This is a genomic window from Mycobacterium seoulense, assembly GCF_010731595.1.
Taxonomy (GTDB): domain Bacteria; phylum Actinomycetota; class Actinomycetes; order Mycobacteriales; family Mycobacteriaceae; genus Mycobacterium; species Mycobacterium seoulense.
The window spans coordinates 4,566,275-4,591,393 of sequence record NZ_AP022582.1 but is presented as its reverse complement, the minus strand read 5'-3'; the positions used below and the strand labels follow the sequence as shown (position 1 = coordinate 4,591,393).

Genomic DNA, 25,119 nt, shown 5'->3' with positions numbered 1-25,119 from the left:
CGGGGTGACTGTAGAGGCCTTTCGCTCCGGCATCGACCTGAGCTACGTCGACGCCGACATCCGCCCCCAGGACGATCTGTTCGGTCACGTCAACGGCCGCTGGCTGGCCGAATACGACATACCGCCCGACCGGGCGACCGACGGCGCGTTCCGTCACCTGTTCGACCAGGCCGAAGAACAGGTGCGCGACCTGATCATCGAGGCCAGCGAGGCCGGCGCCGCGCCGGGCAGCGACGAGCAACGCATCGGCGATCTGTACGCCAGCTTCCTCGACGAGGCGGCGATCGAGGGCCGCGGCCTGCAGCCCCTGCTCGACGAGCTGGCCACCATCGACGCCGCCGCCGACGCGGACGCGTTGGCGGCGGTGGTGGGCGCGCTGCAGCGCACCGGGGTGGGCGGCGGGGTCGCGATGTATATCGACACCGACGCCAAGGACTCGGCCCGTTACCTGGTGCACTTCACCCAATCCGGCATCGGGCTGCCCGACGAGTCGTACTTCCGCGACGAGCAGCACGCGCAGGTGCTGGCGGCCTACCCCGGGCACATCGCGCGGATGTTCGGCCTGGTGTACGGCGGACCCCCGGAAGCGCACGCCGAGACCGCGGCCCGCATCGTCGCGCTGGAGGGCAAGCTGGCGGCCGCGCACTGGGACGTGGTCAAGCGACGGGACGCCGACCTCAGCTACAACCTGCGCACCTTCGCGGATCTGCAGACCGAGGGCAGGGGCTTCGACTGGGCCGGTTGGGCCCACGCGCTGGGCGGCACACCGCACGACCTGGCGGAAGTCATTGTGCGCCAGCCCGACTACCTCACCGCGTTCGCCGCCCTGTGGGCCGGCGGTGACCTGGCGGACTGGAAGGATTGGGCCCGTTGGCGGGTGATCCGCGCCCGCGCGTCCTGGCTGACCGACGAGCTGGTCACCGCTGACTTCGACTTCTACGGCCGCCTGCTCACCGGGGCCGAGCAGATCCGCGACCGCTGGAAGCGGGCGGTGTCGCTGGTGGAGAACCTGATGGGCGACGCCGTCGGAAAGCTGTACGTGCAGCGGCATTTCCCGCCGGACGCCAAGGCCCACATCGACGCGCTGGTGGACAACCTGAAGGCGGCGTACCGCCTGTCCATCAACGAGCTGGACTGGATGACGCCGCAGACCCGGCAGCGCGCGCTGGCGAAGCTGGACAAGTTCGTCGCCAAGGTCGGCTACCCGGTGAAGTGGCGTGACTACTCCGCGCTGGTGATCGACCGCGATGACCTCTACGGCAACTTCCGCCGCGGCTACACGGTCAACCACGATCGGGAAATGGCCAAACTGGGCGGCCCCGTCGACAAGGACGAGTGGTTCATGACCCCCCAGACGGTCAACGCCTACTACAACCCGGGGATGAACGAAATCGTCTTTCCCGCAGCGATTCTGCAGCCACCGTTCTTCGACGTGGGGGCCGACGACGCCGCCAACTACGGCGGGATCGGCGCGGTGATCGGGCACGAGATCGGCCACGGCTTCGACGACCAGGGCGCCAAGTACGACGGCGACGGCAACCTGGTCGACTGGTGGACCGACGCCGACCGCACCGAATTCGACGCCCGGACAAAGGCACTCATCGAGCAGTACGGCGCGTACACGCCCCGGGGACTGGACGCGAGCTACCACGTCAACGGCGCATTCACCGTCGGCGAGAACATCGGCGACCTGGGCGGGTTGTCGATCGCCCTGCTGGCCTACCAGCTGTCGCTGAACGGCAAGCCGGCGCCCGTCATCGACGGCCTCACCGGCGTGCAGCGGGTGTTCTACGGCTGGGCCCAGGTGTGGCGCACCAAATCCCGTCAGGCCGAAGCCATCCGGCGGCTGGCCACCGATCCGCACTCCCCGCCGGAGTTCCGCTGCAATGGCGTCGTCCGCAACATGGACGCCTTCTACGAAGCGTTCGACGTCGCCGAGGACGATGCGCTGTTTCTAGCCCCGCAGCACCGGGTCAAGATCTGGAACTGACGGGCGCCGGCTCGATGCGCGCGGGCACATGCTTGTGCCACGGCGTGCCGGCGTAGGGGTCGCGCCACCCGGTCGAGGTGAGGGCGTTCGGGGCGACACCGGCGACCACCGTATGCCCGTCGCCGTCGACGTAGTCCAGCCCGAAACCGTTGGGCAGGGCCGCGTGTCCGGCCATCATGGTCTCGGTGATCTCGACGGTCGCCTCGGCGCTGCCGGCCGCGGTGCTGACGCGGGCCCGGCATCCGTCGACCAGCCCGAGGGCCTGCGCATCCTCGACGCTGACGCGCAGCGCCCCGTCCGCGTCGCGCTTGCGCCACGACGGGTCGCGGAAGATGTCGTTGGCGGTGTAGGCGCGGCGCTCGCCCACCGAGAGCACGACCGGGAATTCGGGCGTGGTCAGCCGCGGCGGACCGGCGCTCAGCGCCGCCAATTCGTCGAGCATCTCCGGGATTTCCAGCGCGATCTTGCGATCGGGGTGGCCGATCAGCGCGAAATCGTCCTCGTAGTCATGGACGGTGAACGTCACCCCGGACGGGGTGTCGAGGATCGCGTCGAACAGCGCGTTGCCGTCGGCGTGCCCGGCGCGACGCACGGCGTCGGGATAGGTCAGCGCGGCCTTCTGGGCGAGCCCCCACAGGGCGGCCGCGCCGCGCATGCCCTCCGGCAGCGTCGGCCCGAGCGTCTCGTAGAGGACGTAGGGCAGCACCTTGGCCAGGGTCGGGTTGGTTGCGGTCGCGCCCAGGAAGGCCTCGGCGTAGGCCTGCCGGCCGCGCCGGGCCGCCTCCGACAGCGGCCGCAGGTCCGCATCGTCCACCACGCCCAGGGCCCGCACCAGCCGCGCCCAGATCTCGGGTTCGGGCAGGGTTCCGGGCAGCGGCTCGAGCAGCGGCCGGCGCAGCTGAAAGGCGTTGTGCGGGAACTCAAGGTTGAAGAACGTGGCTTCCGGCTTCTCGAACTGGGAGGCCGCCGGCAGCACGTAGTGCGCGAGTCGGGCGGTCTCGGTCATCGCGACGTCGATGACCACCATCAGCTCCAGCGCCTGGAAGGCCTCGCGGCACGCGGCCGAGTTGGCCAGCGAGTGGGCGGGGTTGCTGCTCTCGACGATCATGGCGCGGAAGCGGTCCGGGTGGTCGGTCAGAATCTCCTCGGGCACCACGTTGCTGGGCACCAGCCCGGCGATGATCGGCGCGCCGGTCACCGGTGTGCGCCCGGAGAACTGGCCGAACAGCGGCCCGAACGACGAATGTAGATGCTGGCCACCCTTTTTCGCGAAGTTGCCGGTGAGGATCCACAGCAGCTTGTTCAGGTACGAGCAGAGTGTGCTGTTGGGCGCCTGTTGCACCCCGAGGTCTTCGAACACCGAGACGCTGGCCGCGGCGCCGATCCGCCGCGCCGCGGCACGCAACAACTCCTCGTCCACCCCGCACCGTTGCGCGTAGTCGGCCACCGGAACGTCGCGCAGCGCGGCGCGGATGGCGTCGGCGCCGCGCACGTGCTCCATGAGAAACGTTTCGTCACAATGATTTTCCTGCACGAGGACGGCCGCCAGCGCGGCCAGGCACCACGCGTCGGCGCCGGGCCGCACCCGCAGATGGAAGTCGGACATCTTGGCGGTGTCGGTGACGACGGGATCGATGACGATCATCGACCGGTTCGGGTCCTTGGCGATCTCGTTGAGCACCACCCGGGCGCGGGGAAAGCTCTGCGACATCCACGGGTTCTTCCCGACGAACACCGCGACCTCGGCGTGCTCGAATTCGCCTCGCGTGTGGCCGCCGTAGAGCTGCCCGTCGATCCAGGCCTCACCGGTCTTCTCCTGCGCCAACGCATTTGACCGGTAGCGGGAACCCAGGGCTTTGAGGAATGCGCCGCTGTAGGCCCCGCCCAGGTGATTGCCCTGCCCGCCGCCGCCGTAGTAGAAGATCTTGTCGCCGCCGTAGGCGTCCCGGATGCGCTTGAACCCCTCGGCGATCTCGACGATCGCGGTGTCCCAGTCGATCTCCTCGAAGCTGCCGTCGGCGCGGCGGCGCAGCGGGGAGGTCAACCGGGCGCCGCTGTTCTGATAGTGGTCCAGCCGCAGGGCCTTGTTGCAGGTATAGCCCTTGGATGCCGGATGCGCCTTGTCACCCCGGATGCGCGCCAGCCGGCGATCTTCGACCTGGACGACGATGCCGCAGTTGCATTCGCAGAGGATGCATGCCGTGGACTTCCATTCACCGGTCATTGCGGGACGTCCTTTCTGGTCGCCTCGGCCGACAGCAGTTCGCGTAGCTGCCGGTGGACGACGTCGAGGGGGGCGAGGTCGCGGCGCACCCGGGCCAGCACGATCGCGCCCTCGAGTGCGGTGGTGGCCAGCACCGCCAGGTCGGCGGCGCGCTCGCGCGGAATTCCGTCGGCGATGAAGCGCTGCGCGATCAGGTCGGTCCAGCGGTCGAACACCGCCGCCGCGCGCTCGACGACCGGGGCCATGCGCTCGCCCGCGTCCTCGCCGGCCTCCACCGACACCGCCACGACGGGACAGCCCGCGCGGAAGTCGGTGTCGAGCAACTGTTGTCGGTACTTGTCGATCAAGGTGTCCATCAGCTGGGCCCCGCTTCCGGCCTCGGCGATGATCGCGGCGACGTGCTCGCCGGCGTATTCGACCGCCTCGCACAACAATTGGGTGCGCCCGCCCGGGAAGTAGTGATAGGCCGATCCGCGCGGTGCGCCGCTGTGTTCCAGGACGTCGGAGATCGCGGTGGCGTGCGCGCCCCGCTCCCTGATCAACAGCGCGGCGGAGATCACCATCCGCTCGCGTGGACTGCGCATCGCCGCTCCTCAGGCCGTCAGCTTATGTATGATGCTATACATAATTGCCGGGCATGCGAAAGCCCTCGGGCGAGCAGTCCCCCTGCGGGCGGGGAACTGCTCGGCGCCGGAGGCTAGTTCATCCAGTCGGCGGAGCCATCGTTCTTCTTGTACGAGCCACCGCTGGAGTTCTTCACGACGATCGGGTCACCCGGACCGAAGTTGTCGAAGAACCACCTGGCGTTGGTGGGGCTGATGTTGATGCAGCCGTGGCTCACGTCGCGCTTGCCCTGGTCGTCCACCGACCACGGCGCGCTGTGCACGTAGTCGCCGACGTTATCGAAGCGGACCGCGTCCTCCACCGTCACCTTGTAGCCGTAGGTCGAGTTGACCGGCACCCCGTAAGTCGAGGAGTCCATCACCACCGACGCCTTCTTGTCCTGCACGTAATAGGTGCCGTTGGGGGTTTGGTGGTTGCCCGACGTCATGCCCATCGACATCGGGAAGGTCTTCTCCACGGTGCCGTTGCGCGTGATGGTCAGCTGATGAGTCGCGTCGTCGGCCGTGGCGATCAGCGTGTCACCGGTCTGAAAGGTGGACACCGTGCCGCCGGCGTCGACGGTCACCGCGGTGTGCGCGGGCCAGAAATTGATCGGGCGCCAGCGCAGCTGGGTCGGGGTCATCCAGTAGAACTTGCCCGGGACCGGCGGGACCGACGAGACGTGCACGGCGGCGATCGCCGCGTCGGCGTTCTCGACCGTTCCGGGGAAGTTGATGATGATCGGCTGGCCGACGCCCACGGTCGAGCCGCCCTTGGGGACGAACGACGGCGGCCCGAACGGCGCCGTCCCGGTGAACGGGGTGGGGTTCTGCCCATCGGCCGAGGCCGCGGCCGGTTGCGCCGCCGGGGGCATCCACGGTAGCGGCGGTGGCGCCGGCTGGGCGGGCGGAGGGGGCGGCGCGAACGGGTCGGGCGGCGGCGCGGGCGGGCCGGGCGGCGCCGCCACGACACCCGGGTCGCCAGGGGCCGGGTCCGGATCCGCCAGCGCCGGTGCCGCGCTCAACACCAGCGCCAAGGCCATGACAGAAGCCAATCCGGCTGCGTTCAGCGCGGCCGAAAACCGCCCTCGGGTCCAGCCCGACATATGCATCCCTCCACACTCGAGTACCTGACACAGTGTGGCATAGGGCGCATGCCAGCTAACAAATTCGTCATCACACCACGGTCCGTCGCGCGCGCATTTGCGCCGTTGAGCTGCCCAGCTATGAATCGCGTGAGCTTGTCGGCGCAACGTCGAACGCATGACGGTTCGCCGCCGTGCCGACCAGCGCCAACGCCATCAAACCGCCCGACGCGGCCAGCATGAACACCACGCTGCGTTCGTACAGCAGGCCGCCCGCCAGCGCGCCCGCCATGATGCCCACCTGAAACGCCGTCACGTACAGCCCCGACGCGCCGTCGGGGTCGTCGGCCCCGCTGCGCATCGCCGCCGACTGCATCATCGGCGACACGGCGGTGGCCATGGCCCCCCAGAGCACGATCGCGGCCGTCCCGATCAGCGCCGCCGCCGCGGCCGGCCGGCCGCCCAGCGCCAGCGCGGTCAGCACGACGAACGCCGACGTCAGACCGGCCATGCAACCGATGATGGCGCCCTTGGGCCTGCGGTCGAGCGGCCGCGCCACCAGGCCGACGGCCAGCACTCCCGCGGCGCCGTAGGCCGCCAGCACCCACGCCAGGTTCGGCCCGCGGACGCCGACGACCTCGCGGATGATCTCCACGATGTAGGTGTAGGAGACGAAGTGCCCGGTCACGCCGATCATGGTGATGACGCTGACGATGATCAGCCGGCGGTTGCGGTGGTGGCGCGACCGCGGGCCCACGCACTTGAGCTGGTCCTCGCTGAGCACCATCTCCGGCAACATCACCCGGGCGGCGACCGTGACGATGGCGGCCGCCACGGTCACGCACACCACCGCCAGCCGCCAGCCCCACATCAGACTCATCGCCGCGGTCAGCGGGCTCCCGACGACCAGCGCCAGGCTGGTTCCGACGTAGATCGACATCGTCGCGCGGCCGGCGTGGCTCGGCGGCACCAGCCGGGTCGCGATCGGGGCGATCACCGACCACAGCAGGCCGTGGGTGATCGCGCACAGCACCCGGCCGGCGGCCAGTACCCCGAAGGTGGGCGCCAGGGCGGAGATCAGCTGCGAGACGGTCAGGCAGGTGAGGCTGGCCACCAGCACCCGCCGGCGCGGCAGATGCGCGGTCCAGCGCACCAGTGGAATCGTGGTCAGGGCCGCCACCAGCGCGTACCACGACAGCAGCGTGCCCACCAGCACCAGGCTGACGTGCAGGTTGCGCGCGATGGACGGCAGGGCGCCGACGGGCAGGATCTCGGCCGTGACATAGATGAACGCCGCGGCGGCCAGCACAACGAGCTGAGCCGCGATCCGCGGGGTCCACGTTCGCGCGGCAGCATTGGTTTCGGCAGTCATGGCGTCGGTATCGGCCGGGCTACCCAGTTCTTGGGTTGTCGCGCCTAATGCGATCACACTGCCTTACCGTACGGACCGCAACTACGGCTCCCCCCTTATCAGGGCCGCAAGCCGGGTCTCAACTCGGTCACCGATCAGGAACGAACGAGGCGCGCGATGGCCGCAGAGGCCTCGGCGAGCTTCTGATCCGCGTCGTCGCCGCCCTCGGCCACGGCCCGGGTGACGCAGTGGTTCAGGTGTTCGTCGAGCAAATTCAGCGCGACCGAACGCAGCGCGCTGTTGACGGCGCTGATCTGGGTGAGGACGTCGATGCAGTACTTGTCTTCCTCGATCATCCGCGCGATGCCGCGCACCTGGCCCTCGATGCGCCGCAGCCGCTTGGCGTAGTTGTCCTTCTGCTGCGAATATCCGTGCGCGTTCGTCATCCGTCCTTCACCTCTGCCCATACGCGCCCGCCACGCGTGGCCGGGCCGGCGTCCCGAATCCACTTTATACCCCGCCAGGGTATGACCCGCACATTTGCCGTCCGGCCAGTTCACGCATACTTGCAGGATGGCCACCACACCCGATGCGACCCGACTCACCGACATCAAACCCCGCAGCCGGGACGTAACCGACGGCCTGGAGAAGGCCGCCGCGCGCGGCATGCTGCGGGCGGTCGGCATGGGCGACGAGGACTTCGCCAAGCCGCAGATCGGGGTGGCGTCGTCGTGGAACGAGATCACGCCGTGCAACCTGTCGCTGGACCGGCTCGCCACGGCGGTCAAGGAAGGCGTCTTCGCGGCGGGCGGATACCCGCTCGAGTTCGGGACGATCTCGGTGTCCGACGGCATCTCGATGGGCCACGAGGGCATGCACTTCTCGCTACCGTCACGCGAACTGATCGCCGACAGCGTGGAGACCGTCATGCAGGCCGAGCGCCTCGACGGCTCGGTGCTGCTGGCCGGCTGCGACAAGTCCCTGCCCGGAATGCTGATGGCCGCCGCGCGGCTGGACCTGGCGGCGGTGTTCCTCTACGCGGGCTCCATCCTGCCGGGGGTGGCCAAGCTGTCCGACGGCAGCGAACGCGAGGTCACCATCATCGACGCGTTCGAGGCGGTGGGCGCGTGCGCCCGCGGCTTGATGCCCCGCGAGGACGTCGACGCCATCGAGCGCGCGATCTGCCCGGGCGAGGGCGCCTGCGGCGGCATGTACACCGCCAACACCATGGCCTGTTCCGCCGAGGCGCTGGGCATGTCGATGCCGGGCAGCGCGGCGCCGCCTGCCACCGATCGCCGCCGCGACGGGTTCGCCCGCCGCAGCGGCCAGGCGGTCGTCGAGCTCCTGCGGCGCGGCATCACCGCCCGCGACATCCTCACCAAGGAAGCCTTCGAGAACGCGATCGCGGTGGTGATGGCGTTCGGCGGCTCCACCAACGCGGTGCTGCACCTGCTGGCGATCGCCCACGAGGCCGACGTCGCCCTGTCACTCGACGACTTCAGCCGGATCGGGTCGAAGGTGCCGCACCTGGCCGACGTCAAGCCGTTCGGCCGCCACGTCATGTCCCACGTCGACCACATCGGCGGTGTGCCGGTGGTGATGAAGGCACTGCTGGACGCGGGTCTGCTGAACGGCGACTGCCTGACGGTGACCGGCCAGACCGTCGCCGAGAACCTGGCCGCGATCGACCCGCCCGACCCCGACGGCAAGGTGCTGCGGGCGCTGAGCAACCCGATCCATCCGACCGGGGGCATCACGATCCTGCGCGGGTCGCTGGCGCCCGAGGGCGCGGTGGTCAAGACGGCCGGTTTCGACTCCGACGTGTTCGAGGGCACCGCAAGGGTTTTCGACGGCGAGCGGGCCGCACTCGACGCCCTCGAGGACGGGACGATCACCACGGGCGACGCCGTGGTGATCCGTTACGAGGGGCCCAAGGGCGGACCCGGGATGCGCGAGATGCTGGCCATCACCGGCGCGATCAAGGGCGCCGGCCTGGGCAAGGACGTGCTGCTGCTGACCGACGGCCGCTTCTCCGGCGGCACCACCGGCCTGTGCGTGGGCCACATCGCGCCCGAGGCCGTCGACGCCGGGCCGATCGCCTTCCTGCGTGACGGCGACCCGATCCGCCTGGACGTCGCGAACCGGGTTCTCGACGTGCTGGTCGACCCCGCCGAATTCGATTCGCGCCGTGAGGGTTTCACCCCTCCGCCGGCGCGCTATAAGACCGGCGTACTGGCCAAGTACGTCAAGCTGGTGAGCTCGGCGGCGATCGGCGCGGTCTGCGGCTAGGCCCGATCGCCGCCTGGCTCAGGCGGATTCGGAGACTAGGCGTGGGCGGCCGCCGCGCGGGTGCGCCTGCCGAAGTACGTGGCGTTGAGGCCCAGCACCGTCAGCAGCGCACCTGCGACGACATTCGACCACATCATGCCGGCGGTGAGCGCGAAGCCCGGCAGGACCCACGGCGAGACGATGGCCCACCCGCCGAGGACCGGCATCGTCCAGGTCAAGCCGTGTGCGCGGTCGAGCGCCGTCGCGAACCCGTACGCCAGGAACGCCGCCGCGATGCCGGCGATCAGGTCGGACGTGGCAAGCGACGCCGTCGCGCCGAATCCCACCAACCACGGTGACGCGGCCACGTACAGGCCGGTCAGCAGCGCCAGCCCGAAGGTGACGTGCGCGCTCATCGACTCGGCGGCGCGGTCATAGCCCGCGCGCAGAGCCAGCAAATCCGGGTGGTGATCGATTGATGAATGGACTGTACTCATTTCGTGACCTTTCTGTTATGCAGCAAGCCCGTTGTGTAGCAAGCACTGTGGGCCGTCTGCACCCATCCATCTGCCATCAAGATTACGCTTGCCCGCCGAGTCCCAGCAACGAAATCACGGGGCTCCGGACGGGTCGCCGGGCCGGGATTGACCTGCCGCGTAGCGTCGTGAGAATGGACATCGCGGACCGCCTGCGCCTGGACGTTCCGGTGGCCCAGGCCGGCATGGGGGGCGGCCTCGCGGGTGCGGCGCTGGCGGCGGCGGTCGCCGAAGCGGGCGGCCTGGGCACCCTGGGCCTGGCCACTCCCCGTCAGCTGCGCGCGTCCATCGCCGAGATGCGCGAGCGGGCGCCGGGGCGCGCGGTCGCGGTGAACCTGTTGATGCCCTTCGTTCATCGCGCGCACGTCGCGGTCTGCGTCTCCGCCGGCGTCGACGTGGTCGTGCTGGCCTTCGGTGAAAAGCGGGGACTTGTCCAGCACCTGCGCGACGCCGGCGTCTTCGTGTTCGTGATGGTCGGCACCGCGGCGCAGGCGAACGCCGCTATCGGTTGGGGCGCTGACGGTTTGATCGCTCAGGGACGCGAGGCGGGGGGCCACCTCGTCGGGACCATGCCGGCGCTGCGGTTCCTGCCGCAGGCGCTGGCGGCGGCGGGCCGCCGCCCGGTGTTCCTCGCCGGCGGGATCGCCGCCGGCGAGGACACCCGCGCCGCCTTGGCGGCGGGCGCCAGCGGCGTCGTCGCGGGAACGCGCTTCCTGATGACGCACGAAGCCAACGCCAACCGGGAGTACCAGCGGCGGGTGGCCAACGCGGACAAGACGATCGAGACCAACCTGTTCGGCCTCAGCTGGCCGCTGCGTCATCGCGTCGTGCCCAACGCCGCGACGCGGCGCTGGTGCCGCGACGACGGCTGGGCCAAGGCCCTGCCGGCGGCCATCAACGCGGCGAGCCGCCCCCTGACCGCGCTGGGCTACTTCGACGCCGGGGCATTGATGTGCCTGCAGTCGCCGGCCCGTCCACTGCTCACGCCGCTGGCGCCGCTCGCCACGATGCCCGATGCGTGGGTCGACCGCGCGGCGCTGTATGCCGGTGAAACAGCGCTTCGCATCGGCGAACTCACCTCAGCCGCGCAGGCGGTCGCCGACCTCAGTCCCGGCTGACGGACGCTAGCGCACCACCGCGAGCGCGAAGCCGTCCCAGCGCTTGGCACCGACCGTTTGGATCACGGCCGTGTCCAGCCGTGGGTGCTCGCCCATCAGCTGCAACGTCTGGCGCACCGCCTCCGCCTGGGCGTTGCGCTGCGGCTCGATGATCTGCCCTTCCCGAATCACGTTGTCCGCCAAGATGAGTGCGCCGGGGCGGGCCAGCCGGACCGCCCACCGCAGGTATTCGACGTAGTTCTCTTTGTCGGCGTCGATGAACACCAGGTCGAAGGGGCCGCCGTCCACGGTGGGCAACGTGTCGAGCGCGGCGCCGACGATCACTTCCACCCGGTCGGCGACGCCCGCCCGTTCCAGGTTGGCCCGTGCGACCTCGGCGTGCCTGGGCTCGTATTCCAGCGTCACCACCCGGCCCTGCGGTCCGGCGCCGCGCGCGAGCCAGATGGTGCTGAAGCCGCCCAGCGTGCCGATTTCGAGGACGCGCTGGGCCTGGATGGCGCCGGCGAGCAGGCTCAGAAACTTGCCCTGCTGGGCCGACACGGCGATCTGCGGCAGCCCGGCGGCGTCGCTGGCCTGCAGCGCCGCGCGGAGGGCCGGGTCGTCGCCGACCACGGTGTCGTTCAGAAAGTCGTCGACGTCTTGTGGGGTTGGTTTCCGGGTCATGCCGTCAACGCTAGCCGCGGCGGCGGGCCCGGGCGGCGACGGTCCGGTCGATATCAGTGGGGTCACGACCGTTTACCGGATACCCATGGGGGGTATATAGTGACGACGTGGTCGATTACAGCCGCAAGAGTTCACGACAAAGAAATGGGTGAGGAAATGGCGAATTACGAAGCAGGCACCGAACTGACCTGTGGCCACGAGGGCTGCGGGTGTCGCGTTCGCATCGAGGTCCCCTGCCACTGCTCCGGGTCGGGCGAACCGTACCGCTGCACCTGCGGCGACGAGCTGACCCCGGTCAAGTAGTCCGCGCGCCGGTCGTCCGTTCGGGCCGGATCCTTTCCGCGCCGAGGCCCGCGTCGAGTGTGCGTCCATGGCGGCGACACGCCGGGGAACCCTACCCTGAGTGCACAGCCGAGTCCGTGAACGCACGCTCGATGCGGCAGCCGATCAGCGCCCGAACGTACGACCGGCGAGCTCTACCGTCGCCGCCAGCCGCGGCGTGACCGCCGACGCGCTCACCGCCACCCGGTGATCGCCCGCGGCGATGCGCCAGCTTCCCACGCTGCCGTCGTAGCGCGCGAGCAGGCGCGGATCCGCTTCGATGGTCACGCGGCGGGTGGCGCCCGGCTCGAGCTCGACCCGCTCGAATCCCAGCAAGCGCAGGCACTCGCCGCCCGGGGCCGCGGTCAGGTACAGCTGTGGGACGTCGGCCCCGGCGCGGTCGCCGATGTTGACGACGCTGAAGCTGGCGGCGACGGTGTCTCCGCCGGTGACTTCCAGGTCGCGATACTCGAAGTCGCTGTAGGACAAGCCATGTCCGAAGGCGAACAGCGGAGCCGCGCCGGTCGCGGCGAACCAGCGGTAGCCGACATCGGATCCCTCGGCATAGTCGATGGTGCTCGGCTCCCCCCATGCGGCGCCGAGGCCGGGCAGCTCAGGGCGCGGTGTCTGGCCCAGGTCGACCGGGAACGTGACGGGCAACCGGCCCGACGGATTGATGTGGCCGGCAAGGATTTCCGCGATCGCGCGGCCGCCGGCCTGCCCCGGATACCAGGCCTGCACAACGGCCCGCACCGAGTCGAGCCAGGGCATGCTCACCGGATTTCCGGTTTCGAGCACCACGACGGTGTTGGGGTTGGCGCCGGCCACGGCGCTGATCAACGCGTCCTGGCCCCATGGCAGGGTCAGGTCGGGGATGTCGAACCCCTCCCCTTCGGCGCGGACGGCGAACACGATCGCGACGTCGGCGCGACGCGCCGCGAGCACCGCCTCGGCGGGGTTGATGCCGGGATCGAATTCGATTTGGGCGCCGGGGAATTGCTTGCGCAGCTCGTCCAGTGGGCTCGAGGGAAGCAGATGCAGCTTGCGCAGGCCGGCCTCCAGCCCCGAGCCGCCGATCGGTATGACGGCCGCATAGCCGCCCGGCGGGACGACGGCGCTCGATCCGTAGCCTGCCGCCACTCCGACGTGCGCATGTCCGCCGATGACGGCGATGCGGGCGGTCGAGTGCGGCGCCAGCGGCAGCAGCCCGCGGTTGGTCAACAGCACGATCCCCTGCCGGGCGATCCGCAGCGCGATCTCGTTGTGCGCGGCCAGGTCCGGTGCGGGCGCGGCGTCGGCCCGGTCGATGCCGACCGCGAACACCGATCGCAAGATCCGCCGGACCATGTCGGAGAGGCGCTCGCCGGTCAGCCTGCCCTCGGCGTGGGCTGCCCGCAGCGGCTCACCGAATGTCTCCGACTGCCACAGCAGCGCGTCGATCTGCGCCCCGCACTCTTGGTCCAGCCCGCCCAGCGCGCACTCCCAGGACGGTGTCGCCCCCCAGTCGGACATGACCCAGCCCCGATATCCCCAGGCCCCTTTCAGCACCCGGTTGATCAGGACGTCGTTGGCGGCGGCGTAGGTCCCGTTGACCTTGTTGTAGGCGGTCATCACCGCACCGGGCCGCGCGCGCTCGATGGCGATCTCAAAGGCCAGCAGGTCGGATTCGCGATGCGCGTCGGGATCGATGACCGCGTCCAGGAAGTGTCGATTCGTCTCGTTGCAGTTCAGCGAGTAGTGCTTGACCGTCGAGATGACGCGCTGTTGCTGGATGCCCTCGACCGACTCCGCGGCGATCGTCGCCGTCAAAAGCGGGTCCTCGGAAACATATTCGAAGTTGCGCCCGTTGCGGGGGTCGCGCGCGAGGTTCATGGCTCCGGCAAGCTGCACGTTGAACCCGCGGCTGCGGGCCTCCCGGCCGATCACCTCGCCCGCGGCACGGGCCAGGGACGGGTCGAAGCCGGCGGCCAGGGCGAGCCCGGCGGGCAGCGCGGTGGCCGTGTCGCCCGGGCGGTAGCCGGGGTTGGTCACGCCGAGGCCGGCGTCGCTCATCAGCAACGCCGGGACGCCGAGCCGCGGAACCCCGGGGACGTAGCCGGCGCTCATCGGGACGCCGGGCGGAATGCGCTCGTCCCGCACCGGCCACATCTCGCCGGCGCCCATCACCCCGACCAGCAGCGCGAACCGCTCGTCGTCGGTCAGCTGGGCCTCGACCTCGCGCGCGCGGGCATCGGGATCATTCACCGCACACCCTCTTTGGCGTACACGACGCGCAGCACGTGCCCGAGTTCGGGACCCATCACCAGCTCGGCCAACTCACAGAACGTCGCGACGAAATCGGGGCCGTGCGGCGGCTCGGCCTGGCACAGGTGGTGCGCGACCTCGTGGAGCACCACCAGCTCGCGCAGCGCCCAGTCGGCGGTGTCGCGGTCGGGGACCGCGATAACGCCCGCGCCGTCGCGATATTCGTAGTGGGCCGCGGTCGCGGCCCGTCGCGGCCGCAAGCGCAGCGGCGGGGCGCAGGGCCAACGCCGGCGCACCGCCGGCAACGCAAGCACCTCGTCAACATAGCGCTGCGCGCTGGCAACCGAGCCGAATCGTCCCTCCGGCGGCAGCGTGAGCTGCGCACCGAAGAAGTCCACGGTGGGCGACCCGTGCTCTGCGGCGCGGTCGAACAGCGTCCGGACGAACTCCTCGGCCGCGTAAACCCTGGCTCGCTGGGAGTCCCGCTTGGCGGACGGTCCCGGGCTCACCGGCCCAGCGGGGTGCGCGCGCCGGGCAGTTCGGGACTGTTTCCCAGCCGCGCCCGCCGCCCGGCCCGGTCGCCGGCGCGCCGCGCGGCCGAAGAATAGCCGGCCGTCGCCCGGCTGACCTGATAGGTGCCGCGCGCATTGGAGGCGCTGCGGTAATAGTCGTGCAGCTCGACGTCCTTGTCCCGCAGCGCGATAGCGGTGCCCGGTGGGCGGCGGCGGTCCTTGGTGGCCTCACGCCGGGCCTCGTCGCGGGCTTCCGCCAGGCGTTGGCCCACGCGCGCCCCGAACGCCAGCTGGAAATTCAGCCGCGCGGTGATGGTCGGCGTCGGCCGGTGCGCACCCGATGCCAGGTACGCGTCCGAGGCCCGCACCATCTGGACCACCAGGCCGGCGTAGAGCGCGTGGGTGGCGTCGATGTCCTCGGCGAACCCGTAGGCGTACACGAACGTCGAATTCGACGCCACATCGCAGCGCACGTCGTTGGCCAGGGCGATCAACACGAACAGCTGCACGTACGTGCGCAGGCCCTTGGTGCCCGCGTTCCCGATAGTGATGGTGCGCTGGGTCGGGGCCTGCGCCGGCGAGCGGCTGGCCGCGTGGGACCGCGCCACCGCCAGGTCGATGGAGGACGCCGTCGCCAACCGCTGCGCGGCGCTCATGAAGGCGTCCGCCTCGTGCGTGTTGTCGGTGCCTTCGGCCTGACGCAACAGTGCGGCGATGCGGGCCAGCATTTTGTCGTCAGTCATATTCGCCAAACTACTCAAGCGATACGACACTTTCCGTCACAGCCGGGCGGTAATCCACGAGACCACGTCGTTCAGCACCTGCTCGCGTTCGGGTTCGTTGAACACCTCGTGGTAGAGCCCGGGGTAGACCTTCAACTCGACGTCGGTGGAGCCCACACACTCGACCAGCCGCCGGCTTCCGGCGACGGGGATCAGGCGGTCCTCGGAGCCGTGCACCACCAGCAACGGCGCGGTCAGCGCCGGCGCGCGCTGTGGCATGGTCTCGCCGACCTGAAACAGGGCGCGGCCGATGCCGGCCGGGACCTTGCCGTGGTAGACCAGCGGGTCGTTCTTGTAGGCCGCCACCACCGCGGGATCGCGGGAGATGGCGTCGACGTCGAGCTCCTGCACCGGCAGGCCGGGGACCAGCGCTCCGAGCACCCGGGCGGCCAGGACCATCACCGGCGACACCTGTTCCTGGGCCGCCACCGCGGGCCCCGAGAGCACCATCAGGTCGTAGTTGTCGGGGCGTTCGACGCCGTAGGCGAACACGATGCCGCCGCCCATGCTGTGCCCGAGCACGACGCACTTGAGCCCGGGATGCTCCCGGGTGGCGATCCGCACCAGGCTGTCGAAGTCCGCGGTGTACTCGGAGATGTCCCGCACCAGCACCCGCTTGCCGCCCGAGCGGCCGTGGCCGCGGTGATCCAGCGCGTAGGTGACCAGGCCGGCCGCACCGAAACGCTGCGCGACGTGGTCGTAGCGCCGGGCGTACTCGCCGAGACCGTGCGAAAGGACGACGACCGCCCGCGGCGTCGTGTCGGGTGTCCAGACGTCGTAAACGATGCGCACGCCGCCGAACCCGTCGAAGTGCCGTTCGTCGCGGTTCACTGCACGGTCCTAGTCATTACGGGCAGCGTAATGGCTCCCGCTGCAGGTCGCCCTGCCAGACACTGTCGTAGGCTCTCCCATCGTGGGGCTGCTTGCGCACAACGCCGCCGACTCCGAACTCGCCCCGGCGGTCGGCGGGGACTTCTCGGCACATGCCGAGCCGTACCGTCGTGAGCTGCTGGCGCACTGCTATCGGATGACCGGGTCGGTGCACGACGCGGAGGATCTGGTTCAGGAAACGTTGCTGCGGGCCTGGAAGGCCTACGACCGCTTCGAGGGCAAGTCGTCGATGCGGACGTGGCTGCACCGCATCGCCACCAACACCTGCCTGAGCGCGCTGGAGGGCCGGCAACGCCGGCCGTTGCCGACCGGCCTGGGCGCGCCCAGCTCCGACCCGACCGCCGAGCTGCAGGAGCGCCGCGAGGTGCCCTGGCTGGAGCCGATCCCGGACCTGACGAACGACCAGGCCGACCCGTCGGTGATCGTCGGGTCGCGCGAGTCGGTGCGGTTGGCGTTTGTCGCCGCGCTGCAACACCTTTCACCCCGGCAGCGCGCGGTGCTGTTGCTGCGCGACGTGCTGCAGTGGAAGGCGGCCGAAGTGGCCGAAGCGATCGGCACCACCACGACGGCCGTCAACAGCCTGCTGCAGCGGGCCCGGTCCCAGCTGGACGCCGTGGGACCCAGCCCCGCTGACAGGTTGGCGGCGCCGGATTCCCCCGAGGCCCAGGACCTGTTGGCCCGCTACATCGCCGCCTTCGAGACCTACGACATCGACCGCCTGGTGGAGTTGTTCACCGCCGAGGCGATCTGGGAGATGCCACCGTACGCCGGCTGGTACCGGGGTGCGCGGGACATCGTCACCCTCATCCATCAGCAGTGCCCCGCCGAATCCGCCGGCGACATGCGCCTGTTGCCGCTGGTCGCCAACGGTCAGCCCGGCGCCGCCATGTACATGCGTGCCGGTGAGGTGCACGTGCCCTTCCAGTTGCACGTGCTCGACGTGCGCGGCGACCGGGTGTCGCACGTGGTGGCGTTCCTCGACGAGAAGTTGTTCGCGACGTTCGGGCTGCCCGGTTCGCTGTGACGATTTCGCCCGAGATCACACCCGTCCCCGGGCGGCCGCGTCTGCTGTTGGGCGCTTACGACCTCGCCGACGTCGGCTACACGGCCAAGGAGTTCTTCGTCTCCGGGACGGCCGCGTCGTATGCGCCGACGGTGCCACCGGGGCCCGACCCGCGGTGGAGCGTATCCCCTTCCGGCACCGCCGATTACACCACCAGAATGGCGGTGCTGAGCCCCACGGATCCGGCACGGTTCAACGGAACCGCGCTCGTCGAATGGCTCAACGTGAGCGGCGGCATCGACGCTCCCGCGGTCTGGATGATGGCGCACCGGGAGATCGTTCGCGCGGGCTACGCGTACGTCGCCGTTTCGGCGCAGCGGGTCGGCGTGGACGGCGGCGCGAGCCTGCTCGGCGTCGACATGTCGTTGAAGATCCAGGATCCGACGCGCTACGCACCGCTGTACCACCCGGGTGACGCCTTCTCCTACGACATCTTCTCCCAGGTCGGCGCGGTGATCAGAAACGCCGCGGACACCGGAGTTTTGGGTGATCTGCGTGCCCGACGGGTCCTCGCGCTGGGCGAGTCGCAGTCGGCCATGTTCCTCACCACCTATGTCAACGCCGTGGACCCGGTGGCGGAGGGGTACGACGGCTTCTTCGTCCATTCGCGATTCGGCCCCGCCGCGCCGCTCGACGGGAGTTCCATCTTCGACGAGGCGAGTGCACCGCACGCCGTCGCGTTCCGCCCGGACCTGCGGGTGCCGTTGCTGGCCATCATCACCGAGACGGACCTCTTCGGCGGCGCGCGGGAGGCCTACTACTTCGCGCGCCAGCCCGACAACCCGTGGTTGCGGGTCTGGGAGATCCCCGGGGCCGCGCACGCCGACAACTACACCATCCAGGTCGGGCCGATCGACAGCGGGACGGCACCGCTCGCGGACCTCGTCGCGGCGTACGCGCCGACGAACATGCTGATGGGGCAACGCCTTTCGCACGACATCAACTTCGCCCCACAACACCACTACGTGGCGCAGGCGGCGCTCGCGGCACTCGACGCATGGGTGCGCACCGGAGAGCCCGCGCCTGCGGCGGAGCCCATGCGGGTGCGCGATGCCGACGGGCCGCGGCCCATCCTCGACGACCACGGCCTGGTCCTTGGCGGCGTCAGAACCCCGTGGGTGGACGTACCTGTCGCGCGGACCTCGGGGCTCGGCGGCGAGGAAAGCATCATGTCCGCCCTCTTCGGCTCCGGCGAACTCTTCGACGCCGGCACATTGCGCCGGCTGTACCCGGGCGGGATGAACCAATACCTGCAACGTTTCACCGCCGCCCTCGACGCGTCGATCCGGTCGGGCTTCATCCTGGCGGCGGACCGGGACGAGATTCTCGAGCTGGCCGCCGCGACGTATCCCGGCGACCGGTCCTAGAACAGCCGGCTGTCCGGCGGCGGCCCCGCCACCGGGCGGACCAGGCCTGCCCCGGTGATCAGTGGCAGGTCCAGCGCCGAGAGCAGCCCGGGCGGGGCGGCGCACACGGCGGGGATGGCGTTGACCATTCGCGAGGCGCCGGCGATGCGCGCGCCCAGGTCGTGGTCGTGGTCTTCGGCCATCTCGAATTCGCAACGCATGCTTGGGGATCCCTCGATCTCCACCCGGTAGAGGCCGCGTCCCGACGCCTGCCCGTAGCCGAGGTCCTTCGGGGGGATCGAGATGTGCGGCTGCGGCCAGTCCGGGGCGATGTCGTCGCGCATCCGGGTCACGTGGTCCAGGACGAAGGTTGGCTTGCCGCCGACGTATCCGGTCAGTGTGGAGCGCATGGCCGCGATCGTCCCGGCGGCGATGTGGCCGGTGGGCGTGTCGAAGGACTCGGCCGCGGGCAGGCGTTCGTTGCTTTCCTCGATGTTGTCGATCTTGGCGCCCAGGCCGGCGGCGAGCTGATGCAGGACGGGGCCCCAGCCGAAGGTGAACATACCGGGCTGCGCCGCGAACGCTCGGTATTCCGGAGGCCGGCCGAAGCCGAGGATCTCGTACACCGCGGCCCGGTCCGGGTAAGTGGCGTAGTTGAACATCTCGGTCACCCGCACGGAATCGATGGCCCGCGAGACGCCGGTGAGCACCAGGGGCAGAACGTCATTGGCGAACCCGGAGTCGATGCCGGTGGTGAAGAACGACGCTCCGCCGTCGAGCGCCGCCTGCCGCAGCGGGTCGGTGAACGCGGCGTCGACGCCGTCGGGATAGACCAGCGGCACCACCGAGCACGACACCACGTTCTTGCCCGCCCGAAGGATGGAGACCATGTCCCCGACGGCCTCCAGCGGCCGCAGGTTGGCGCCGGCGGCGTACACCACCGCCTCGGCGTCGCCGGCGAGCAGCGCCGCCGGGTCCCGGGTGGCCGCCACCCCGACCGGCGCGATCCCGCACAGCTCGCCCGCGTCGCGCCCCACCTTCGCGTCGCTGTGCACGACGAGGTCGACCAGCTGCAACTCCGGGTGGTCGATCACGCCGCGCAAGGCGATCACTCCCATGGAACCCGGCCCCCACACCCCCACGTTGGTCACAGATTCTCCTATTATTAGGACGTATATGTTCACATTTTGGACGGATCGTAGGGAGGCGGACATCGGTACGTCAACCGCCAAATCACCGCCCACCGCGCGGGTGATGGACGTGCTTGCGGCGCTTGCGGATTCACCGAAGGGGCGGACATCGGCCGAGCTGGCGAAGCGGTGTGCGATCAGCACTTCCACGTGCGCCCTGGTGCTGGCCGAGCTGGAAGGCCGCGCCTGGGTCGCGCGCCGCGAAGATCGTCGCTACGTGCTGGGCAGCGGCCTGTTCGGACTGGTACACGGGCTGCGGGCGCAGTTCCCGCTGCTGGACCGGGGCCGCGCGGCCCTGCGGTTCCTGCACGACACGCTGGGCGCGGGCTGCTCGATGTCGAAGATCGGCGGCCGGCACCTGACCACCGTGGACGCGGTCGGACACGCGACCGACGGCGGGCGGGCCGTCGGACAGCGCTTTCCGATCGACCCGCCGTTCGGGCTGGTCGCAATGGCCTGGCGCGGTGATGATTTCATCCACGCCTGGCTGCACCGCGTGATGCCCCGGCTGACGCGGGCGGAGATCGCGGAACACCGGCGCGTCCTCGCCGACATCCGCGCCCGCGGGTATGGCGCCTGGCGGTTCGACGACACCCACCAGTCGCTGCACAGCCGGCTGGCGGACGTCCTCGCGTCGCTGGAGCCGACGGCCCAGGTCACCCGCCAGCTCACCACCCTGATGACGATGGTGACGCTGCAGTCGGTCACCGATGCCCTCGAAACGGACTTGGCCGCAGCGGAATTCGTGGTGCTTCCGATCTTCGGGCAGGACGGTCAGCCGGAGTACCAGATCGAGATCCACCTGGGCCGTTCCGCCGGGCTGACCCTGCCCGAGCTCGACGCCGCGCTCCGGCACGCCCAGGGCCTGCTCGCCGCGACGGTGGCCTGACCGGGCGATTAGGCTGGCCGGATGGCTGTCCACGCGGAGGTTCGGCGTGCGGCCGAGCGGGCCGTCACCAGGACGCCCTGGCTGACCTCCCGCCACTCGTTCTCGTTCGGCGATCACTACGACCCGGACAACACCCACCACGGGCTGCTGCTGGTGAACAACGACGACATCGTCGCGCCCGGAACCGGATTCGACACGCATCCGCACCGGGACATGGAGATCGTCACCTGGGTGCTGCAGGGTCACCTGGCGCATCGGGACTCCATCGGCAATCGCGGCGTCATCTATCCGGGTCTGGCCCAGCGCATGTCGGCGGGCAGCGGGATCTTGCACTCCGAGAAGAACGATTCGGCCACGGAGCCAGTGCATTTCGTGCAGATGTGGGTTGTGCCCGACGAGGCCGGCATCACCCCGGGCTATCAACAGCACGAGGTCGGCGCGGAGGTGTTGGACGGCACACTTGTGACGATCGCCTCAGGCATCCCCGGCCGGCCCGGGGCCATCACCCTGCACAACCGCGACGCCGCACTGCACGCCACGCGGTTGCGGGCCGGTGCCACCGTGCCGCTTCCGCACGCGCCCTACCTGCACCTATTCCTCGCGCGCGGCGCGGTCACCTGCCCAGGAGTCGGTGACCTGCGGCAGGGCGACGCCGTCCGGTTCACCGACGCGGGCGGCCTGCGGGTGACCGCGGGCGAGCCGTCGGAGCTACTGGTGTGGGAGATGCACGCAAAGCTGGGGGCGCCGAGCCCATAGAGTGGGCGTGACAGACAGGAGCCGGCATGTCTCAATCGCGGCCGCAGCACGCGGCGCCCAACCCCAACCGGAATATCAGAGCGGTCCGCACCGTGCGGTTTTGGGCCGCGCCGCTGGTCATCACGCTGGCCCTGATGTCGGCGTTGTGCGCGCTTTATCTCGGCGGCATCTTGAACCCGATGACCAACCTGCGGCACTTCCCCATCGCCGTGGTGAACGAGGACGCGGGGCCGGCCGGCGCGGAGCTGACCGGCCGCTTGGTCAACGGCCTGGACAAGGACAAGTTCGACGTCCGCGTGCTCCGCCGCGACGCGGCCAGGCATCAACTGGACACCGGGCAGGTGTACGGCTCGGTGCTGATACCGCCGAGCTTCTCGTCGAAACTGCGGGACCTGGGCGCCAGCGCGGTGCTGCCCGGGCCCGCGGAACGGCCGGTGATCACGATCTCGACGAACCCCCGGGCCGGCACGCTCGGCGCCAGCATCGCCGGCCAGACCCTGAACATGGCGATGGGCGTGGCCAACGGCGAAGTGGGTGAGCGGCTTCTCGCTCAGGTCAAGGCGCAGACCGGCGGTGCCCCGCTCGCCGGGGCCGCCGAAGAGGGCCTCTCCACGCCGATCGAGATCGAGTCGACCGTGCACAACCCGCTGCCCAACGGCACCGGAAACGGGCTGTCGGCCTTCTACTACGCCCTCCTGCTGCTGCTCGCGGGCTTCACCGGCAGCATCGTGGTCAGCACCCTGGTCGATGCATTGCTCGGTTACGTACCGGCCGAATTCGGCCCGGTGTACCGCTTCGCCGAGCAGGTGCGAATCTCGCGCTTCCAGACCCTGCTGCTCAAGTGGGCCATCATGGTGCTGCTCGGGCTGCTCACCTCGCTGGTCTATCTGGCCATCGCGCACGGTCTCGGCATGCCGATCGACCTCGGCTGGCAGCTTTGGGCCTTCGGGGTGTTCGCGATCGCGGCGGTGGGCATCACGTCCAGTTCGTTGCTCTCGGTGCTGGGCACGGGTGGCCTGCTGGTCAGCATGCTGATCTTCGTGATCCTCGGGTTGCCGTCGGCCGGCGCCACCGTGCCGCTGGAGGCCACGCCACCCTTCTTCCGCTGGCTCGCCGAGTTCGAGCCCATGCACCAGGTCTTCCTCGGCACCCGGTCGCTGCTCTACTTCAAGGGACACGCGGGCACCGGCATATCGCAGGCGCTGCTCATGACGTCGATCGGCCTCGTCATCGGGCTGCTGCTGGGCGGCATCGTCACCCACCTCTACGACCGCAAGGGGTTCCACCGGATCCCGGGTGCGGTCGAGATGGCGATCGCCATGGAACACCAGGCCCAGCACAAGGCCCGCCAAAGCGGCAAGCACGAGCGGACGGTCGCGACCGAGACCGAGGCCGAAAGCTCAAGCGAGCAAACGTAATTCGAACGCCGCCCGAGCGTCACCCGCCCGTTACCTAGATTGACAGTGTGACGGATGTGACTGATGATGTTGATGTTGCATCCAGATCCGGGCCGAAAGGGCGATCGTGCTGACCCGACGCGCCAGCTTGCGCCGGCTGGTGGCCGGCTGCACCGCCATGGTTGCGTGCGTCGCCCTCGCCAGCAGCACGGGCCAGCCGGTGGCGCACGCCGCCGACGGCCGCGATCTGCTGGCCAACGCCATCAACACCACCAAGGGTTCCTACCTGGTCTATAACTTCGGTCCCGGTCACCCCGCGCCGATGCTCAACGCCGGCGGCAGCTGGTACGAGATGAACAACGGCGGCCACCTGATGATCATCAAGAATGCGGCGGGACGCCTTTCGCCCCACCTGCTGGTCGACACCCACCAGGGCGATCAGGCGCGCTGCGAGAACAATCCCGGCGCCCGCACCGGTGAGGGGCTCTGGCAGGCGTCGGAACTCTATGCGCCGCTGCAGGCGTGGCAGCGGATGGGTCAACCGACGATCGCGATCAACGCCAACTTCTTCGACGTCCGCGGGCAGAAGGCCGGCTCGTGGCGCCAGACCGGCTGCAGCTCCCCGCTGGGCGCCTTCGTCGACAACACCCACGGCCAGGGCCGCGCCAACCAGGCCGTCACCGGCACCGTCGCCTACCCGGGCAAACAGGGCCTGTCGGGCGGCGGCGAAAGCTGGAGCGCCCTGACGACGATGATCCTGCCGTCCGGCGGCGCACCGTACGTGGTGTGGCCGAGGACCAAGAACGACTACGACTCCGCGACCCCGGTGGTCGAGGACCTGCTGAACAAGAACGAGCGGTTTGTGGCGGTGTCCGGGATCGGGCTGCTGGCGCCCGGCCAGACCGGACAGCTGCACGACGGTGGACCCAGCGCCGCACGAACGGCTTTGGCGTACTCGCGGCAGAAAGACGAGATGTACGTCTTCGAGGGCGGCAGCTACACCCCGGACAACATGCAAGACCTGTTCCGGGGCCTGGGCAGCGACAACGCCATCCTGCTCGACGGGGGCGGGTCGTCGGCCATCGTGTTGCGCCGCGACACCGGCGGCATGTGGGCCGGCGCGGGCTCTCCGCGGGGGTCGTGCGACACCCGGCAGGTGCTGTGCGACTCGCACGAGCGGGCGCTGCCCAGCTGGCTGGCGTTCAACTAGGCCGGCCGAAGCGGAAGATCAGCAGGCTGGCCGCCACCACCACCGCCGTGACGGCGAACACCGGCGCGACCACGAATCGTGACATCGTCGCACCCAGGAAGGCCCCGGCGCACATCGTCGACACGACGCCGAGACGCAGTGTCTGACGCACACCCGTGCCGCCGGCCAGGCGGCTGTCCAGGCCGAGGCTGACGATCGTGGACGTCAGTACCGTGGTGGACAGTTCCTGAATGCCGAACTGGCGGGCGCTGGAGTGCTGCAGGCCGAACGTGACCGCCAGCATGCCGATCATGATCAGCTTGGTGTTGTCGTGATAGTGCAGGACACCCGCGCCGGCCAGGATCGCCAGCGCCACCAAAAGGCCGATCTCCATTGCCAATACGGTGGTGATCCACCGCCGCGTCCGTTCGGCGAAGTGCCGCGACATCCGGCCACTGAGAATCGTCGTACAGACGAAGGTCGGCAGCGCCACCACGACCGCGGTCAGGTCGATGCTCGTCCTGGGCGCCAACCAAAAGCCGAGGAAGATAACGTTTCCCGTCATGTTCGCGACGAACACATGGCCGAGCACCAAGATGCTGATCGAGTCGGCCAGGCCGGTGGCGAACGTCAACAACAGCAGTGCCGCGACGGTCGAGCGCTCCGACACCGGCGAGGTAACGGCCATGGGTCGTCGCAGAC

At 69.8% G+C, this 25,119-nt stretch carries 22 protein-coding genes and 1 pseudogene; 10 read left to right on the top strand and 13 right to left on the bottom strand.

All coding sequences use genetic code 11. The features are described from left to right. Positions 1-4 precede the first annotated feature (4 nt). Entirely contained in the window at positions 5-1,990 is a 1,986-nt protein-coding gene (locus G6N37_RS21320) for a M13 family metallopeptidase (protein WP_163683403.1), read from the top strand. On the opposite strand, the gene G6N37_RS21315 is transcribed toward G6N37_RS21320, so the two are convergent. The 5 genes from G6N37_RS21315 to ricR form a co-directional block, all read right to left on the bottom strand. Further along, the gene (locus G6N37_RS21315) at positions 1,974-4,214 is read right to left on the bottom strand and encodes a molybdopterin-dependent oxidoreductase (protein WP_163683402.1); all 2,241 of its coding nucleotides are present in this window, start codon (positions 4,212-4,214) and stop codon (positions 1,974-1,976) included. The two genes, G6N37_RS21320 and G6N37_RS21315, sit on opposite strands and share 17 nt — an antisense overlap. Next, complete coding sequence (locus tag G6N37_RS21310; protein WP_163683401.1) at positions 4,211-4,798, bottom strand: TetR/AcrR family transcriptional regulator; 588 nt, start codon at positions 4,796-4,798, stop codon at positions 4,211-4,213. The genes G6N37_RS21315 and G6N37_RS21310 overlap by 4 nt, the downstream gene beginning before the upstream one ends. A 113-nt stretch (positions 4,799-4,911) precedes the next feature. Then, the gene (locus G6N37_RS21305) at positions 4,912-5,922 is read right to left on the bottom strand and encodes a L,D-transpeptidase (RefSeq protein WP_163685348.1); all 1,011 of its coding nucleotides are present in this window, start codon (positions 5,920-5,922) and stop codon (positions 4,912-4,914) included. 118 nt (positions 5,923-6,040) lie between these two features. Further along, positions 6,041-7,273, bottom strand: coding sequence for an MFS transporter (locus G6N37_RS21300; protein ID WP_163683400.1), 1,233 nt, complete (start codon positions 7,271-7,273; stop codon positions 6,041-6,043). Positions 7,274-7,407: 134 nt separating this feature from the next. Beyond that, positions 7,408-7,698 (bottom strand): copper-sensing transcriptional repressor RicR, encoded by a 291-nt coding sequence (gene ricR, locus G6N37_RS21295; protein ID WP_007167284.1) that lies wholly within the window; start codon positions 7,696-7,698, stop codon positions 7,408-7,410. Positions 7,699-7,825: 127 nt separating this feature from the next. Between ricR and ilvD the strand changes: the two genes are divergently transcribed. Then, entirely contained in the window at positions 7,826-9,541 is a 1,716-nt protein-coding gene (gene ilvD / locus G6N37_RS21290; protein WP_163683399.1) for a dihydroxy-acid dehydratase, read from the top strand. Between the two features lie 35 nt (positions 9,542-9,576). Here ilvD and G6N37_RS21285 read toward each other — a convergent pair whose 3' ends face one another. Continuing rightward, the gene (locus tag G6N37_RS21285) at positions 9,577-10,017 is read right to left on the bottom strand and encodes an SPW repeat protein (RefSeq protein ID WP_163683398.1); all 441 of its coding nucleotides are present in this window, start codon (positions 10,015-10,017) and stop codon (positions 9,577-9,579) included. 173 nt (positions 10,018-10,190) lie between these two features. Between G6N37_RS21285 and G6N37_RS21280 the strand changes: the two genes are divergently transcribed. Next, positions 10,191-11,174, top strand: a complete 984-nt coding sequence (locus G6N37_RS21280; RefSeq protein WP_163683397.1) for an NAD(P)H-dependent flavin oxidoreductase — start codon at positions 10,191-10,193, stop codon at positions 11,172-11,174. Positions 11,175-11,180: 6 nt separating this feature from the next. Here G6N37_RS21280 and G6N37_RS21275 read toward each other — a convergent pair whose 3' ends face one another. Beyond that, the gene (locus tag G6N37_RS21275) at positions 11,181-11,837 is read right to left on the bottom strand and encodes an O-methyltransferase (protein WP_163683396.1); all 657 of its coding nucleotides are present in this window, start codon (positions 11,835-11,837) and stop codon (positions 11,181-11,183) included. Positions 11,838-11,993: 156 nt separating this feature from the next. Here G6N37_RS21275 and mymT point away from each other — a divergent pair, with 156 nt between their 5' ends. Next, positions 11,994-12,140 carry a copper-binding metallothionein MymT gene (gene mymT / locus G6N37_RS21270; protein ID WP_073877879.1) on the top strand — a complete coding sequence of 49 codons (147 nt, stop codon included), beginning with the start codon at positions 11,994-11,996 and terminating at the stop codon, positions 12,138-12,140. A gap of 144 nt (positions 12,141-12,284) precedes the next feature. Here the strand turns inward: mymT and G6N37_RS21265 are convergent, their stop codons facing one another. From G6N37_RS21265 to G6N37_RS21250, 4 genes are read right to left on the bottom strand one after another with little or no spacing between them, the layout of a single operon-like run. After that, entirely contained in the window at positions 12,285-14,402 is a 2,118-nt protein-coding gene (locus tag G6N37_RS21265) for a glycoside hydrolase family 3 protein (RefSeq protein ID WP_174813864.1), read from the bottom strand. Further along, positions 14,399-14,911 (bottom strand): TIGR04338 family metallohydrolase, encoded by a 513-nt coding sequence (locus G6N37_RS21260; protein ID WP_163683395.1) that lies wholly within the window; start codon positions 14,909-14,911, stop codon positions 14,399-14,401. The genes G6N37_RS21265 and G6N37_RS21260 overlap by 4 nt, the downstream gene beginning before the upstream one ends. Beyond that, entirely contained in the window at positions 14,908-15,657 is a 750-nt protein-coding gene (locus tag G6N37_RS21255) for a DUF2786 domain-containing protein (RefSeq protein WP_163683394.1), read from the bottom strand. Before G6N37_RS21255 ends, G6N37_RS21260 begins: the two co-directional genes overlap by 4 nt. Before the next feature lie 36 nt (positions 15,658-15,693). Next, complete coding sequence (locus tag G6N37_RS21250) at positions 15,694-16,488, bottom strand: alpha/beta hydrolase (protein WP_372514733.1); 795 nt, start codon at positions 16,486-16,488, stop codon at positions 15,694-15,696. Between G6N37_RS21250 and G6N37_RS21245 the strand changes: the two are divergent. Further along, positions 16,481-17,611 (top strand): annotated as a pseudogene (locus tag G6N37_RS21245) (sigma-70 family RNA polymerase sigma factor). The gene G6N37_RS21250 and the pseudogene G6N37_RS21245 overlap by 8 nt on opposite strands. Then, entirely contained in the window at positions 17,608-19,017 is a 1,410-nt protein-coding gene (locus G6N37_RS21240; RefSeq protein WP_163683392.1) for an alpha/beta hydrolase domain-containing protein, read from the top strand. Before G6N37_RS21245 ends, G6N37_RS21240 begins: the two are co-directional and overlap by 4 nt. Here the strand turns inward: G6N37_RS21240 and G6N37_RS21235 are convergent. Then, complete coding sequence (locus G6N37_RS21235; protein ID WP_163683391.1) at positions 19,014-20,147, bottom strand: NAD(P)H-dependent amine dehydrogenase family protein; 1,134 nt, start codon at positions 20,145-20,147, stop codon at positions 19,014-19,016. The two genes, G6N37_RS21240 and G6N37_RS21235, sit on opposite strands and share 4 nt — an antisense overlap. A gap of 103 nt (positions 20,148-20,250) precedes the next feature. Between G6N37_RS21235 and G6N37_RS21230 the strand changes: the two genes are divergently transcribed. From G6N37_RS21230 to G6N37_RS21215, 4 genes are all read left to right on the top strand, one after another. Then, positions 20,251-21,075, top strand: a complete 825-nt coding sequence (locus tag G6N37_RS21230; RefSeq protein ID WP_163683390.1) for a MarR family transcriptional regulator — start codon at positions 20,251-20,253, stop codon at positions 21,073-21,075. A gap of 21 nt (positions 21,076-21,096) precedes the next feature. Beyond that, positions 21,097-21,831, top strand: a complete 735-nt coding sequence (locus G6N37_RS21225; RefSeq protein WP_163683389.1) for a pirin family protein — start codon at positions 21,097-21,099, stop codon at positions 21,829-21,831. A 26-nt stretch (positions 21,832-21,857) separates the two neighbouring features. Next, the gene (locus G6N37_RS21220) at positions 21,858-23,249 is read left to right on the top strand and encodes a YhgE/Pip domain-containing protein (RefSeq protein WP_163683388.1); all 1,392 of its coding nucleotides are present in this window, start codon (positions 21,858-21,860) and stop codon (positions 23,247-23,249) included. 79 nt (positions 23,250-23,328) lie between these two features. After that, the gene (locus G6N37_RS21215) at positions 23,329-24,438 is read left to right on the top strand and encodes a phosphodiester glycosidase family protein (RefSeq protein ID WP_167527439.1); all 1,110 of its coding nucleotides are present in this window, start codon (positions 23,329-23,331) and stop codon (positions 24,436-24,438) included. Here the strand turns inward: G6N37_RS21215 and G6N37_RS21210 are convergent. Continuing rightward, entirely contained in the window at positions 24,431-25,105 is a 675-nt protein-coding gene (locus G6N37_RS21210) for a YoaK family protein (RefSeq protein WP_163683386.1), read from the bottom strand. The genes G6N37_RS21215 and G6N37_RS21210 overlap by 8 nt on opposite strands. Positions 25,106-25,119 lie beyond the last annotated feature (14 nt).